Below are 12,981 nucleotides of genomic sequence, written 5' to 3'. Positions count from 1 at the left end.
GTGCATCTAGACTTGCCCAATGCCCACCACTACTGAATCGTTCAGGCCGCGGTCAATCATTGAAAAACGCTTCGATGCAACGGCCCGGGGGTGTCTGTTGCTGTCCATCGTGGCCGCCGCAGGTGGAATGTTCGGCTTCTTGTTGGTGTGGGGCGGGATGGTTGCGCCGGGCTGGGTGGTCAGCGCCATTTTTCTGTCAGCTGCGCTGGTGATTGCGGTTATCCGGGCGTCCGTGCGCCGGCGGCTGGATCGTGCCGCGGGGGCGAGCCCGCCCCGGAGGCGTTCGGGCTGGTGGGCCGCGCTTGTCGTGGTGACTGTTGTTTGTACGGGTTTTCTTGGATTAGGCGATATAGCCTTTGAGGCACGCTACACAGTTTTGCAGCCCTCCGGGCCAGGCTTCTGCCAAGCTGTCGTGCGGGAAGATTCATTCCTGTTTGCCGGCGGCGGGGAATTGTATGCAGTCGGGTTGGGCGGTATCGGCCGGTCAGTCAGTACTTGGACGGCCGATGACGGCTACCGGCCGATTGACTCCGGTACATATGAATTCAAGTGGACTGACGAGGGTGCGCTCCTGATGGTGCGCGGCAACGGTCACGACCCTGTCTGGCCTGTATTCCATGACTTTGACTGCCGCTAGATGGGGCTCTGGGCCGCTGGCAGGCGCGTCGACTTCTTCTTCACGCGTGAGAGCTGGGCGGGCGAGCCCAGCATCATGGAACAACGCGGACTGCTGATGCATCATGAACTGCGGTCACCAGAAACTCAATAATGTCTGTGGAAGCACATTCTGGTTGGTCAGCCCCGTCAGTAGAATGTCAACATGATTCTGCCGAAGGTCCGAGACCCCCGCTTTGTGACGATCCGGCGCGGTGGCAGCCTGACCGATGCGGACCACCAGCTTCTGGCGCTGTGGGCGGCATCGTGCGCAGAGCACGTTCTCAACCTGTTTGAGGTGGCCAACCCGCAAGACCCTCGACCCCGCCAGGCGATCGAGCATGCCCGGGCTTGGACACGTGGTGAGGTCAAGATGATGGAGGCTCGCGCCGCGGGTGGACATGCGATGGGCGCGGCCAGGGACCTGCGGGGGCCTGCCCGGTATGCTGCGTACGCGGCGGGCCAGGCCGGGGCCGTCGCGCACGTCGCTGCACACGAACTGGGTGCTGCCGCCTATGCCATCAAGGCCGCACGAGCCGCGGCTCCCGATGCCGGCGACGCAGGACGGCGTGAGTGCCAGTGGCAGCGTGACCAGCTTCCGCAAGCCATTCGAGGGCTCGTGCTTGACGACCAGCGGTTGCGCAACGACATTTGCTGGTCGGTCTTTGACAGCTGAACTCACGTCATGCGCCAACACCCCTTCCATGGGGAGGCGGCTGCAAGCAGCCGACGGAATCCACCGGACTGGGCAACGCGGTAGGCGGTTTGCTGAATATTTCCTGTTCAATCCTTGCAAGCGCAGCGGGTTCCGCCGCGATTTCAACGGTGCCCTCCGACAATATGAGTGTCTGGACCACCAGGCTGGACGGCAGCGGATTGGTCTTGTCAGTGGTGGCTTGCCGGGAACGTCCGTTGCCGCGACGACGTCGAATTTTGTGGGGCTCCCCAACTCGATATCGGTCCTGGACATGGCTTCTTGGAAGATGAGCTGTCCTCGGTGACAGCTTGCAGTTCCGCCAGCCCATAAGTCACCCAATGTCCCCGGCCACGAACCAGGGTGGCGGATGTAAGCGATGATGCCGGCACCAAACAATGCATTGACAAGCGTTCTGGCCGCTGCGTCGGGCCAAGGGGTTTCGAGGGCCAGGGAAACCCAAAGTTGGGTCACGGCCAAAAGGGCAAGGCCGGACAGAAACACTCCCAGGTGCTGCCGGAGCCAGTCCTTCATGTCAGGGCCTTCCTTGTTTTGCGAGGTCGCCAACGGGTTGGCCAAGCCTTCCGCACTATAAGGTCTGGACCGAAATCATGACCAGAGCGAATCAATGCGCCAGTCATTTTCTTGGCGGAGGTAGCGGAGACGTTGGTGATTGCGGCCTGCATCGCCTTGCCAGAATTCAATCGATACGGGCATCACTGTCCACACCGTCCAGTGTGGCGACACGAGGCTTGAATCAGCTTCCAGGGCGGCGGCAGCCTCTGCGAGCAGTTCCGCACGGACGGCTTCGTTCGCCATGACGGAGCTCTGCCGGCCAGCCAAGGCGATTGTCCTGGCAGCAGGGTGGCGGCCGCGGAAGTCAGCGGCCGATTCAGCGGCCGAGCCTCGCTGCGCGATTCCGCGGATCCGCACCGCGCGTGCCAGCGGGCCCCAATAAAATGTGAGGGCACACTGTGGATTGCTGCGAAGTTGAATTCCCTTGGCTGATTCGTCGCCGGTGGCAATCCGAAAACCGCATTCAGCGGTGACGTCCTTGACGATCAGGACTCGCGCATCCGGCATCCCGCCGGCATCGACGGTCGACAGCGTGGCGGCGTGGGGTTCCGGCACCTGAGCGTCGATCGCGTGCCGCAGCCAGTCCAGAAACAGTCCGCGCGGATTGGCCGGTGCCGATTGCACGTCGAAGTCCGGGGCCCGCCCGACAATCGAGGGCAGTGAACGAAGCTCATCTCGCAAGGCCTGCCTGTCCCCGTGTTCAACAGAAGGCACAGGGGAAGCGGTGCCGGGGATGGGAAAGCCCTCAGCGGGGACCGCCGCGCTCATCTGCCCGCCTGCTTGGCGACAAGGAGATCCACGTAGGCGCCGTCGACCAATGAAAGTTTCCGGACGCCCAAATCGGTCATCAGCCTGTTCGCTTCCGATGCCGCGTCTTCCGGTTTCAGACCGTCACCGATTGGGATCTCCAACTCCAGGAAATCTCCGAGGCCGTCAACACGATCAAGATGGATGCGTGCATGACCCAGCCGGAAAATGGTGCGATGTTTGCGCACCCGCCCGGATTCACCGCAGGCCAGTGCCAAAACAGACCTGAGTGTGTCCGGGGCGGACGTATTTGAATACTCGTAGTGAGAAGGCTTGGGGCCCAGTTCATCCGCCCTGCGGTAGTGGATCAATACCCCGCTGCCGCCGTCCACGACCCTGAGCTTCAGCCGCCCGTTGCCGCAGACAAAGAACGTGTCGTCCTGCAGTTCGTAATCGGGGCCCTCGTCGGCCAGCCTTGCAATGACTGGCAGGAGTGCTTCGAGATTGTCCAACCGAGCCTTGATCTCCATGTTTTCCGGCATGATTCAACTCAACCATGGATCGGGGCCTCTCTGGACAGTCATCCCGTTGCCGAACTTCGAATGACGACGGTAGAGCATCCAGGCAGCTCCACACACCCGGCCGTTGTGGGGGAGGCGGTGCCCGTGCACCTCAAACCCGTGCGGGAAGAAATCCGCGAGTAACTATCCGAGCTGTTCCGGGCCAACGGCGGTCATGAGCCATGCGCCGTCGGACTTTCCAGTGCTCCAAACCTGTGTGTGCTGGTAGACCTTGTTGACGGCGCCGTCCAGGCAAAAGTCGACGGCGGTCCTGTCGACGGAAATGCGCTTGACGCTGTCGTCTTCCGCAAACAGCAACCACTGCACGGCATCCGTGGAGGACGTGTCGAGTGCCCGTGCTTCCTTGGCGAACGGCTCCGGGACTTCCGTCGTATCGCTGTATGGGCAAACGACGAGCACCGAGTCCCAGAGAGGAATGGGGGCGCCAGCACCCTCGCCCCGAGGCAAGGTGGATTGCCCGCTCTGAGCGGTCTCCACTAGCGCGTCCTGATATCCGGTGTTGCCGGTACATCCGGTGAGGAGTACGCCAAGTAGCAGCGTGGCGGCAGGGATTGCCCACCTCGACAAGGCAGGGACTGGGGGTTCGTGGCTCATGATGCGAGCCTATCAGCCAAGGAGGTTCAGGCTGGCCGGCAACACTCCCTCTGGCTTAATACTCCCACCGTGGGTATATTGACTGGCATGAACGAAAATACCTTTTGGATCCTCACGGCACTCGCGGGAGGGCGCCGGCACGGCTACGCCATCCTGCGTGACGTGGAGGAGTTGACCGTCGCCAAGGTGTCTTTGCGGGTGACGACGCTTTACGCCTCCCTCGAGCGGCTCGAACGTGAGGGGCTCGTGCTCCGGGCGGGCGAGGAAATTGTCGATGGACGGGCACGCCGCTACTACGAGTTGGCCGACGGCGGCATCGAGGCGCTGACCGCTGAGACGGAGCGGCTGTCGGTCCGCCTGGGAGCCGGGGAAAAGCGTCTGGCCGCGCCTCGGCCGGCGGCCATCCGCCCGGCGCCGGCAACCATGGCTTGGGGGTTCGCCGGATGAGCGCTTCGTTGCGGAACAAGTATGAGCGGCTGCTGCGCTGGTATCCGCGCATCTGGCGGGACGAGCACGGGCGCCTGATGCTGGACACCCTGGATGAGCATGCCAGTGACCGGGGAATTGGGCGTCCGGGCATCGCGGAGGCATGGTCCATCAGGGCCCATGGGTTGGGTGAGCGGGCAACGAACCGGTGGGCTGTGGTGGCCGCGGCCGTGTCACTGGCGGCCTTCGCTATTGCCACTGGGATCCTGTTGAGCGATGCGCTCCAGCTGCCTGGAGCCGGTGCTGCACAGATCGTGCTGGCAATGTTTGTCGGCCCGCTGGCACTGTCGCTTGCTGTTTTGATCCTTCTGCACCGCAGGGGCCAACTGTCCGCACCGGCTTCACTTTGCATGGCAGCAGGCGCCGTGCCGGCTTGGGCCTTGGCAGGGCTTGCGGCCGCGAGCCTGAGCATCGCCTTCGACGAGGCGGATGCGGGAATGGGGCGCACCTGGTTTGGCTCGGCAACACTGCTGTTCATGCTGCTGGCCTGGTTCTTCGGCACCGCTACCCTGCTGGCTCCTGTCGCCTCGTTGGTGGACAGGAAGCTGCCGGTCCCCATCCGATGGTTGCTGATTGTGCTCGTGGCGGCGGTGGCTTCACTGGCCCTCGGCGTGGCGGCGGCAGTCGGGCAAATGATGGGAGCCGTGGTGGCGGCCACAGCCCTGGTGTTGGCAGTGGTGGCCTCCCAGCCGGTACGGCCGGAGGTGCGGGGCGCGGACATGCAGCGCACCGGGCTGCCTCCCCGTACCGGTCCACGGGCCGCGCCGGCCAGCAGCACCTACGCCAAAGTTTGTGCCGCGGCCCTGGTTTCGTTCGTGGTGGGATTTGCCTGTGTGGTCTTGGCTCTCACGGGCAGCACCTGGGCCCCCGGAGTCGGCGACTCCACGAATGCAATGAATCTTGGATTGGCCGCAGGCGCGTTGGCCGCCATGCCCGCAGTTGTTGCAGCCGCCTTGCTGCTCACGCCGCGTTTTGGTGCCATCGTGGGCTGGTCGGCACTGCTGTTGTGTGCAGGCCTGGGCGTAGCGTCCGCCGCACAGTTTTCAGGTGCTGGCAGTTCCCTGCAGTGGCCGTTGATGCTGCCTGCCGCCGTGCTGGGGAGTCTGGCGTTCGCGCTGCCGGTCAGTGGATTGCTGTCGACCAGGCCCGCCGTGCGCATTGCCGTGGGTGTGGCCCTCGGTCTGGCCGGTGTCGTCCCCGCGATCATGGCCGTGACTGCGGCAGGATTCATCGCACCGGTAGCCGCTGCCGCGCTCGCCGTTTGGGCATGGAGGCGACTGAACGAGGGGCGTCGCCGACCTGTTTCGCAGGTGTCCTATCCGCACTAGTCTCGTCAGCGGAAGGCGCGGCTGATTCCTCCTGCAAACTGGCGCAGCTGCATCCAGATCGCGAAGCGTTGGAGCGGCGTCAGCATGAATCCGACCGCCCGACGCCAGTCACGACTGCGCTGCCAGGCCAAGGTAATGCCCAGCCGGGTGCCTCCTGTCGTGGCAGAGAGTGCAATGTACAACTGGTACGAATTGCTTCGACCCAGATTGGGGTATGTGAATCGCCAGCTGATGCTTGATTCGGGCGCAACTGAGACCAGCTCGACTCGACGGCGCTCGCTGCCCCTCCGCACGCGTACTGTCTTCCCGTCCGGCCATTCGGTTGGTGGAATCGTCAACCAGCTAGCTCCCACCATTGCATCGCCGGTGATGCCCGGCGCAATGATGCTGCCGGTGAGTGGCTCCCACTCCGGCATCCTCTGAGGGTTCACCAGCAGGGCCCACACCTTCTCGATCGGGGCAGGAACAAATACCTCGGTGGAACCGTGCTTACTGTCAGGAGGTACTGCGATTGGTGTTGGCGATGTTGAGGGAGTTGCGGCGGCATTGGATTCTTCGGCGTCGGCCAGCTGGCTGATGAGTGCCGCCGGGGAGGTGCCCAGCCGCTGCAGCAGCTCCTCAATGAGTCCGCTCGGTTCGGAGAGAAGTTCTGCCAAGACGGCGGCAGCATCGCCGTCGTTCTTGCCCTTGGACGCCCGGGTGATGACATCGAAGGCGCGCTTGCCCCATTCGTACCCATTGGTTTCGTGGAAGGTGATGCGCCCTCCGTCGGGCGCCGGGAGGTCGATTCCGATGGATTGCAGCGCCAGGCTCCGCTGCTCGGCAATGGCCTGTCGGGTTGCCTCGAGGGTGACGCCGTGGCTGCGCAGCACTTGGCCGGCGGTTTGCTCACTGAGCGTCAGCGCAAGGAGCAGATGCTCGACGTCGGGCTCCCGTTGGCCCATGCGGGAGGCCTCCTCCATGGCTGCGAGGGACAGGGTTTGGCTGGTGGTTGCGGCCCTGACGAACTTGCTCATTGGTTTCTCCTGGGGACGGGGATTCTCGGATCGATCCGCTTTGCATATTTCTTGTGCGCCGCCTGCCGTGTCACGCCGAGTGCGTCGGCGACATCCTGCCAGCTCATTCCTTCACGCAATGCAGCTTCCACCTGGGCGAGCTCAAGCGTGTCGGCAAGGACGCGCAAGGACGCGACAGCTCGAAGCCCGGAGCGGGGATCGTTCGTGTCCGCTGCCGTCTTGGCGATCTGTCGTGGTTCCATGTTGTAAACCTAGGTTGCTAAGGCCGAGGCTGTCAACCTGGGTTGCTCCGTGTTTGCTGGGATGGCGCCTGCCACTGCGGCCTGAGGGCTTGATGCCATGCAAATGACTCGAATGTGTGTTCGGATCATGGGAGAATGGGGTGCATGAGCAACGCACGCATCGCCCTGGTGGACGTGAACAATTTTTATGTCTCCTGCGAACGGGTCTTTGACCCCAAGCTGGAAGGCCGTCCCGTCGTCGTGCTGTCAAACAATGACGGCTGTGTGGTGGCGCGTTCAGCGGAAGCAAAGGAACTTGGCATCGCCACCGGGACGCCATGGTTCCAGCTCCAGTCGCAGGCCAGGGCCTGGGGGCTGGTGGCGCGCTCCAGCAACTATGAACTGTACGGGGACTTGAGTGCCCGGGTCATGGAAGTGGTGGGCCGCTTTGGCACCTGGCAGGAGGTTTACTCGATCGACGAATCGTTCGTGGGGCTGGTGGGGGACTCCGCACAGCTTCAGGCAGCAGCCGGCGACATCCGGGCTGCCGTCATGCGCCACGTGGGTGTGCCTGTCTGCGTTGGTGTGGCCGCCACGAAGACGCTGGCGAAGTTTGCCAACAGGATCGCGAAGCAGAATCCGGCGATGGGCGGGGTGTGTGCGTTGGACGCCATGCCGGAAAGGCAAGTTGCCGCAATCCAGGCACGCGTTCCGGCCTCCGGCCTGTGGGGAGTGGGCGGCAAGACGACTGCCAGGCTGAAACTGATGGGCATCGAAACCATCGCCGACCTCAAATCGGCGGACCCGGCGTTGATTCGCAAGAAGTTCTCCGTCGTGCTGCAGCGCACCGTGATGGAATTGAACGGAACTGAGTGCATCCCCCACGCCGAAGAGCACGTGGACAAACAGCAGATCATGTTCTCACGCAGCTTTTCCGCCCCCGTCACGACGGTGGCGGGGATGGAAGAGGTCATGACCGTGTATGCCCAGCGCGGTGCCGCCCGGCTCAATGAGGAAGGCCTGCGGGCTGCAATCATGACGGTCACGGCCGGAACGAGCCGGTTCGCGGCAGGCGAGGGGAGCTTTCCGGCCACGACGATCCGCTTCGCGACGCCCACCCGGGACCCCATTGTGCTGGTCCGGGCCGCCGTTGCCGCCATCAGGCAAAGCGCCGTTGCCGGTGCCTCCTACCTGCGGGCCGGTGTCATGTTCGGTGGACTTGAGCCGGCTTCAGGATCGGGGATGCTTGACGTTTTCGGTGCCGGGGAGGCGCAGCCGGACGTGGGCGGGGTGCTGGGAGAAGTCCGCAGCAGGTTCGGCGCCATGGCCATCGGCATCGGGATTGGCGGGCTGGCCGAGGCGCCGCAGTGGTCGATGAAGCGTGAACATTCCTCTCCGCGGTACACCACGGAGTGGCAGGAATTGCCGGTTGTGCGGGCGTAACGGGCTGCCGCCCGCCAGCCCCGGATAAGTGTCAGGCCCCGGACCCGTTCTTGTATTCCGTGCCAAGGATGCTTGGCCGGAACTCTCACAATCGAACGAGGAGCTGGCGGACCTGGCAGGTGTGGAGTGGCAGGACTGAACCGCCACTAGACTCAAGCCCATGAATCAAGTGAAAATCGCCAAGCCCCGGCGCTTCTGGCTGTTCCTCGCAGCAGGCGACGCGGTCATCGTTGGCCTGATGCTCCATTTCTTCGTGCCCGGGGGCTTCGCCAACCTCATCACCGACGCGCTCTACACTGTGCTCCTCTACCTGGTGCTCGCGCTCATCATGCCGGCAGCCAAGCGCCACTGGCTGGCGCTCGCAGCCTTCGCGGTCAGCGCCGTCATCGAGCTGTCCCAGCTGACGGGCGTGCCCGAACAGCTGGCGGAGAGCTTTCCGCCGTCGCGCCTGCTCTTTGGCACCACCTTCTCCGCGCTGGACCTGGTGGCGTACGCGGTGGGAGCGGCGGCCGTCTGCTTTGCCGACAATCTGCTGTCCGAGCGCGGCGCCCAGTGGCGTGCCACACAAGCGGAATAGCCCTCAACAGCCGCCCGTTGGAGATCTGTAGGAGGCAAGGATGCTGGATGTGGTGGTTATTGGCGCAGGTCAGGCCGGGCTTTCGGCCGCGTATTACCTGAGCCGGCACGGACTGAATCCCGAGACTGACTTTGTGGTGCTGGACGCCAATCCCGACCCCGGGGGCGCCTGGCTGCACCGCTGGCCATCGCTGACCCTGGGCGGCGCGCACGGCATCCACGACCTGCCCGGCATGAAACGTCCCCCGGCCGATCCCACCGAACCGGCCTCTGCCGTGGTCTCCCGCTACTACGGCAGCTACGAGAAAACCTTCGATTTGCCGGTGCACAGGCCCGTGAAGGTGCTTGCCGTGCGCCCGCTCATTGCGGATTCAGCCATGCTGTTTCTCGAGGACGACGGCGGTGTCCCCGCCGACATTGCCGGCCCGCCACTGGTGGTGGAAACTGACCGGGGAGCCTTCGAAACCCGCCTTGTCATCAATGCCACCGGCACGTGGGACAAGCCCTACTGGCCGCACTACCCCGGCCTGGCCACGTTCACAGGGCGGCAGCTGCACACCGGTGACTTCCGGTCCGTGGAGGAATTTGCCGGGCAGCGGGTGCTGGTGGCGGGTGGCGGAACCTCGGCCGTGCAATTCCTGCTGCAACTGGCCGCGGCCGGTGTTCAAACAGCGTGGGCCACGCGCCGCCCGCCCGAGTTCACCACACGTGAGTTCAACCCCGACTGGGGTCGCGACGTGGAGCGCCGCGTCAACGAGCGGACGTCCGCCGGCCTGCCCCCGCTGAGTGTTGTGGGCGTGACCGGACTACCTTTAACACGGCAGTACCAAAACGGAATTGCCGCCGGAACGCTGGTCTCCCGCGGAGCCTTGCGCGAGCTGACTCCGTCCGGGCCCGTGTTTGCGGACGGGAGCACCTTCGACGCGGATGTCATCCTGTGGGCCACCGGTTTTCGTGCGGCGCTGGACCACCTGGCGCCGCTGAAACTGCGCGAACCCGGGGGAGGCATCGTCATGGACGGGGTGAAAGTTGCGCGCGAGCCGCAGCTGCTCATGGTGGGCTACGGCGCCTCCGCCTCAACGTTGGGTGCCAACCGGGCCGGGCGGGCAGCCGCACTTGTGGCCATCGACCGGCTGCGTGTCCCCGCATAACCCGGAGACGCGAAGAACCACCTTGGTGGGGACGCCGTCGTCGTCCATCTCAAAAATGACGCCCTTGGGAAGATCGCCGGGGGAGGGGATGGGCGCGCGCTGGCGGGACTGCTCCTCACGCTCCAGCCTGGCGTTGGCGGCGTGCGGATTGAAGACCTCGTCCAGGCCGCTGAGCGCCCCGCCCATGGTTGCCATGTCCTCGTGCGCGCCGGGCCTGGACATGAAGCGCTGGAACAGGACGATCCCGGTGATGGCGGCCGCAACCATGCCCAGCATGACAAGAATCGTCCAGAACCATTCCATGTGACGAGTCTAAAGCGCAGGAGCGGAAATATCCCGGGGGACCGTGGGGTTGGCCCAAAGGAGACCACTTTGAAAGGCAGCACCCATGACACTTCCCATTTCCATCCTTGACCTCGCCCATGTTGGCGACGACGGCATTGCCGAGAGCTTCCGCTCATCGGTGGAGCTGGCCCAGAAGGCGGAAGGGTGGGGGTACAAGCGGATTTGGTTTGCCGAGCACCACAACATGCCATCGATCGCATCCTCCGCAACGAGTGTGTTGATCGCGCACGTGGCGGCCCACACAAAGTCGATCCGCCTCGGCGCCGGCGGCATCATGCTGCCGAACCATTCGCCGCTGCAGATCGCCGAGCAGTTCGGCACACTGGAGACCCTGCACCCGGGCCGCATCGACCTGGGTCTGGGGCGCGCGCCGGGCAGCGACCAAAACACCATGCGGGCGCTGCGCCGGGACCCCTCCGCGGCTGACACCTTCCCCTCCGACGTGCAGGAACTGCAGGCCTACTTTGACGGCCAGACACGCATTTCCGGCGTCAACGCCTACCCGGGCAAGGACACCAACGTGCCGTTGTACATCCTGGGCTCATCGCTGTTCGGTGCGCGCCTGGCTGCGGCACTGGGACTGCCGTACTCCTTTGCCTCGCACTTCGCCCCGCAGGCGCTGGAAGACGCCGTGCGCATCTACCGCCGCGAATTCAAACCCTCCGCAGCGCTGGCCGAGCCCTACGTGATTGCCGGCGTCAACGCCATTGTGGCCGACACCCAGGAAGAGGCTGACCGGCTGGCGCTGGACGCCAGGCGACGCCGCGTCGTTTCCCTCGTGGGCCGCGGACAGACGTTCACCGAGGCCGAAATGGACCTGCTCCTCGACTCCCCGGCGGGCCAGCAGGTCAACACCATGTTCCGTTATGCAGCCATTGGAACACCGTCAGAGGCCCGCGCCTATCTGGAAGACTTCAGCACAACGGCCGACGCCGACGAGCTCATCGTGGCCACACAGGTCACGGACCGCCCGGCCTGGATCCGCAGCTTTGAACTGCTGGCGGGGGTTATGGAATTGGCGCCGTCGGTGTAGCGTTCAGGCATGGCAATTGCACGGTATCCGGGAGTGGTCATCGACTGCCCCGACGCAGCCCTGTTGTCAACGTTTTATGCTGCACTGCTGGGTTGGGAGGTCACGGCAGAGGACGGCTGGGTGGAGATTCGGCCAGCGGACCGCAGCAACAGCATTTCCTTTCAGCAGGTCGCTGCCGGCTACCGGGCCCCGGAATGGCCGGGACAGGAACATCCACAGCAAATGCACCTGGACCTGGTGGTGGACGACCTCGATGCAGGTGAGGCCGAGGCACTGGTCCTCGGCGCCATCAAGCCCGGCTTCCAGCCGGGCACGACGTTCCGGGTCTTTCTCGATCCCGCCGGCCATCCGTTCTGCCTGTGCGAATCCTGAACTTTGGGACGCCCAAGCTTTAGGAATCTTTGGGCAGGTGGTGGCGGTCTGCCATGGAAATGCTCAGGGCAGCCACGAGTGTGCCGATCACCACGCCAATGAGGGTGTCCGCCACGCGGCTGAACGCGGCGTCCGGACCCAAATGCGAGCCGAGTCCGGTCATGATCAACGCCATGGGCGTGACGGCGATGGTGGTCAAGGTGTAGTTCTTGAGCACCAGCAGTTCCGCCAGGACCTGGAACGCGATCACGAAGACCACCGACGGCCAAAACCCCAGCGACATCGACAACAGCACCACGGCCACGGCCGCGCCCACCACATTGCCCACCAGGCGCTGAATGCTGCGCTGGACGGTGACGGCATAGTTCATTCCCTGCAATGCTGCGACGGCGCCCATGGTTGCCCAGAGCGGATGGTCAAAGCCCAGTCCGACGGCGGCCCAGCCGGCGAGCACCGCGGCTGCAGCCATGCGCAGGGCCTGGTGGATGCTGTTCCTGGCGCCCAGCTCCGAACGGGCGGCCGCCAGGAACCCCAAGGGTGCCGCCGCAATGCCTGCCGCCCCAGCACCTGTCGCGGCGATGTCCGGCGCTGCTGCGCCTGAGCCTGTGGGGCTGGCTGCTCCTGGGGCAGGCACGGCGCCGGCAGGTATGCCGCGCACCTTGCGCAGCTCCGCTTCATGCCGGGCGAGGCGGGCCAGTGCCACTGTGGAGGATTCCCCGGGTGCATCGAAGCGGGCCAGCACGGCCTCCGCCTCGTCCAGCAACAGCTGCAGCCGGTCTGCATCCCGGTGCAGGCGAAGGGAACGCGGGCTGTGGCCGCGCAGGGTGCCGGCGCTGAGGGTTACCGATTCCCGGGCGGAGCGCAAGGCGGCCGTGGCAGCGGCACGGTGGTTGCCGGCGTCGTCCGCGCCCAACCGGACAACGGCGGCGATGGCCCGGGCAACGGCGAGGCGGGAAGGGGCCATCGGAACCAGCAGCACCGGAGCCATGGCAGCCAGCCAGCCCACCACCACACCGATGCCCATGGCGATCAAGGGCGCGGGCAGGGTCGCAAGGTCGTGGGTGTAGCTGGAACCCGCGCCGGCCGCGAAAACGAGAATGACGGCGCCGGGACCGGAGATGCGAAAAGCGGAGAAAATGTGCGCAGCGACGCCCGCGAGGACTG

General features: G+C 64.8%; 16 protein-coding genes. 9 read left to right on the top strand and 7 right to left on the bottom strand.

The window, feature by feature from the left end:
- Positions 1 to 19: 19 nt before the first annotated feature.
- Together ACT3TS_RS08040 and ACT3TS_RS08035 are read left to right on the top strand one after the other, a co-directional pair.
- The gene (locus tag ACT3TS_RS08040; protein WP_444530987.1) at positions 20 to 637 is read left to right on the top strand and encodes a hypothetical protein; all 618 of its coding nucleotides are present in this window, start codon (positions 20 to 22) and stop codon (positions 635 to 637) included.
- A 183-nt stretch (positions 638 to 820) separates the two neighbouring features.
- Positions 821 to 1,330: a putative immunity protein gene (locus tag ACT3TS_RS08035; protein ID WP_444530986.1), complete on the top strand. Its 510-nt coding sequence runs from the start codon at positions 821 to 823 to the stop codon at positions 1,328 to 1,330.
- Between the two features lie 627 nt (positions 1,331 to 1,957).
- Here ACT3TS_RS08035 and ACT3TS_RS08030 read toward each other — a convergent pair.
- The 3 genes from ACT3TS_RS08030 to ACT3TS_RS08020 all read right to left on the bottom strand — a co-directional run bounded on the left by ACT3TS_RS08030 (position 1,958) and on the right by ACT3TS_RS08020 (position 3,846).
- Entirely contained in the window at positions 1,958 to 2,692 is a 735-nt protein-coding gene (locus ACT3TS_RS08030; RefSeq protein ID WP_444530985.1) for a pyridoxine/pyridoxamine 5'-phosphate oxidase, read from the bottom strand.
- Positions 2,689 to 3,213, bottom strand: coding sequence for a class IV adenylate cyclase (locus tag ACT3TS_RS08025; protein ID WP_444530984.1), 525 nt, complete (start codon positions 3,211 to 3,213; stop codon positions 2,689 to 2,691). Before ACT3TS_RS08025 ends, ACT3TS_RS08030 begins: the two co-directional genes overlap by 4 nt.
- 162 nt (positions 3,214 to 3,375) lie before the next feature.
- Entirely contained in the window at positions 3,376 to 3,846 is a 471-nt protein-coding gene (locus ACT3TS_RS08020) for a hypothetical protein (RefSeq protein ID WP_444530983.1), read from the bottom strand.
- 87 nt (positions 3,847 to 3,933) lie between these two features.
- Here ACT3TS_RS08020 and ACT3TS_RS08015 point away from each other — a divergent pair, with 87 nt between their 5' ends.
- Together ACT3TS_RS08015 and ACT3TS_RS08010 are read left to right on the top strand one after the other, a co-directional pair.
- Entirely contained in the window at positions 3,934 to 4,293 is a 360-nt protein-coding gene (locus ACT3TS_RS08015; protein ID WP_444530982.1) for a PadR family transcriptional regulator, read from the top strand.
- A complete protein-coding gene (locus ACT3TS_RS08010) occupies positions 4,290 to 5,660 on the top strand; it encodes a hypothetical protein (protein ID WP_444530981.1) in 1,371 nt (456 codons plus the stop codon). The genes ACT3TS_RS08015 and ACT3TS_RS08010 overlap by 4 nt, the downstream gene beginning before the upstream one ends.
- A gap of 5 nt (positions 5,661 to 5,665) precedes the next feature.
- On the opposite strand, the gene ACT3TS_RS08005 is transcribed toward ACT3TS_RS08010, so the two are convergent.
- Entirely contained in the window at positions 5,666 to 6,676 is a 1,011-nt protein-coding gene (locus ACT3TS_RS08005; protein ID WP_444530980.1) for a Clp protease N-terminal domain-containing protein, read from the bottom strand.
- Positions 6,673 to 6,918 carry a hypothetical protein gene (locus ACT3TS_RS08000; RefSeq protein ID WP_444530979.1) on the bottom strand — a complete coding sequence of 82 codons (246 nt, stop codon included), beginning with the start codon at positions 6,916 to 6,918 and terminating at the stop codon, positions 6,673 to 6,675. The genes ACT3TS_RS08005 and ACT3TS_RS08000 overlap by 4 nt, the downstream gene beginning before the upstream one ends.
- 144 nt (positions 6,919 to 7,062) lie before the next feature.
- Here ACT3TS_RS08000 and ACT3TS_RS07995 point away from each other — a divergent pair, with 144 nt between their 5' ends.
- From ACT3TS_RS07995 to ACT3TS_RS07985, 3 genes are all read left to right on the top strand, one after another.
- Positions 7,063 to 8,340, top strand: coding sequence for a Y-family DNA polymerase (locus ACT3TS_RS07995; RefSeq protein ID WP_444530978.1), 1,278 nt, complete (start codon positions 7,063 to 7,065; stop codon positions 8,338 to 8,340).
- A 160-nt stretch (positions 8,341 to 8,500) separates the two neighbouring features.
- Positions 8,501 to 8,917 carry a DUF2809 domain-containing protein gene (locus ACT3TS_RS07990; RefSeq protein ID WP_444530977.1) on the top strand — a complete coding sequence of 139 codons (417 nt, stop codon included), beginning with the start codon at positions 8,501 to 8,503 and terminating at the stop codon, positions 8,915 to 8,917.
- Positions 8,918 to 8,957: 40 nt separating this feature from the next.
- Positions 8,958 to 10,067: an FAD-dependent oxidoreductase gene (locus ACT3TS_RS07985; protein WP_444530976.1), complete on the top strand. Its 1,110-nt coding sequence runs from the start codon at positions 8,958 to 8,960 to the stop codon at positions 10,065 to 10,067.
- On the opposite strand, the gene ACT3TS_RS07980 is transcribed toward ACT3TS_RS07985, so the two are convergent.
- Complete coding sequence (locus tag ACT3TS_RS07980) at positions 9,993 to 10,370, bottom strand: hypothetical protein (protein ID WP_444530975.1); 378 nt, start codon at positions 10,368 to 10,370, stop codon at positions 9,993 to 9,995. The two genes, ACT3TS_RS07985 and ACT3TS_RS07980, sit on opposite strands and share 75 nt — an antisense overlap.
- 85 nt (positions 10,371 to 10,455) lie before the next feature.
- Between ACT3TS_RS07980 and ACT3TS_RS07975 the strand changes: the two genes are divergently transcribed.
- Together ACT3TS_RS07975 and ACT3TS_RS07970 are read left to right on the top strand one after the other, a co-directional pair.
- The gene (locus ACT3TS_RS07975; protein ID WP_444530974.1) at positions 10,456 to 11,445 is read left to right on the top strand and encodes an LLM class flavin-dependent oxidoreductase; all 990 of its coding nucleotides are present in this window, start codon (positions 10,456 to 10,458) and stop codon (positions 11,443 to 11,445) included.
- A gap of 9 nt (positions 11,446 to 11,454) precedes the next feature.
- Positions 11,455 to 11,817: a VOC family protein gene (locus ACT3TS_RS07970; protein WP_444530973.1), complete on the top strand. Its 363-nt coding sequence runs from the start codon at positions 11,455 to 11,457 to the stop codon at positions 11,815 to 11,817.
- 19 nt (positions 11,818 to 11,836) lie between these two features.
- Here ACT3TS_RS07970 and ACT3TS_RS07965 read toward each other — a convergent pair.
- Positions 11,837 to 12,981 (bottom strand): FUSC family protein (locus ACT3TS_RS07965; RefSeq protein WP_444530972.1); only part of this gene is annotated, 1,145 nt, incomplete at its 5' end.

This window comes from Specibacter sp. AOP5-B1-6 (assembly GCF_052376555.1).
In the GTDB taxonomy this organism is placed as follows: domain Bacteria; phylum Actinomycetota; class Actinomycetes; order Actinomycetales; family Micrococcaceae; genus Specibacter.
The sequence above is the reverse complement of the archived record's forward strand: the minus strand, read 5'-3'. Positions and strand labels throughout refer to the sequence as shown.

Bases quoted from the DNA above. Each gene is read 5' to 3' on its own strand.
- ACT3TS_RS08030 (WP_444530985.1), bottom strand. From the start codon at position 2,692: ATGAGCGCGGCGGTCCCCGCTGAGGGCTTTCCCATCCCCGGCACCGCT.
- ACT3TS_RS08025 (WP_444530984.1), bottom strand. From the start codon at position 3,213: ATGCCGGAAAACATGGAGATCAAGGCTCGGTTGGACAATCTCGAAGCA.
- ACT3TS_RS08015 (WP_444530982.1), top strand. From the start codon at position 3,934: ATGAACGAAAATACCTTTTGGATCCTCACGGCACTCGCGGGAGGGCGC.
- ACT3TS_RS07970 (WP_444530973.1), top strand. From the start codon at position 11,455: ATGGCAATTGCACGGTATCCGGGAGTGGTCATCGACTGCCCCGACGCA.
- ACT3TS_RS08010 (WP_444530981.1), top strand. From the start codon at position 4,290: ATGAGCGCTTCGTTGCGGAACAAGTATGAGCGGCTGCTGCGCTGGTAT.
- ACT3TS_RS07975 (WP_444530974.1), top strand. From the start codon at position 10,456: ATGACACTTCCCATTTCCATCCTTGACCTCGCCCATGTTGGCGACGAC.
- ACT3TS_RS08005 (WP_444530980.1), bottom strand. From the start codon at position 6,676: ATGAGCAAGTTCGTCAGGGCCGCAACCACCAGCCAAACCCTGTCCCTC.
- ACT3TS_RS07995 (WP_444530978.1), top strand. From the start codon at position 7,063: ATGAGCAACGCACGCATCGCCCTGGTGGACGTGAACAATTTTTATGTC.
- ACT3TS_RS08040 (WP_444530987.1), top strand. From the start codon at position 20: ATGCCCACCACTACTGAATCGTTCAGGCCGCGGTCAATCATTGAAAAA.
- ACT3TS_RS07990 (WP_444530977.1), top strand. From the start codon at position 8,501: ATGAATCAAGTGAAAATCGCCAAGCCCCGGCGCTTCTGGCTGTTCCTC.
- ACT3TS_RS07985 (WP_444530976.1), top strand. From the start codon at position 8,958: ATGCTGGATGTGGTGGTTATTGGCGCAGGTCAGGCCGGGCTTTCGGCC.
- ACT3TS_RS07980 (WP_444530975.1), bottom strand. From the start codon at position 10,370: ATGGAATGGTTCTGGACGATTCTTGTCATGCTGGGCATGGTTGCGGCC.
- ACT3TS_RS08035 (WP_444530986.1), top strand. From the start codon at position 821: ATGATTCTGCCGAAGGTCCGAGACCCCCGCTTTGTGACGATCCGGCGC.
- ACT3TS_RS08020 (WP_444530983.1), bottom strand. From the start codon at position 3,846: ATGAGCCACGAACCCCCAGTCCCTGCCTTGTCGAGGTGGGCAATCCCT.
- ACT3TS_RS08000 (WP_444530979.1), bottom strand. From the start codon at position 6,918: ATGGAACCACGACAGATCGCCAAGACGGCAGCGGACACGAACGATCCC.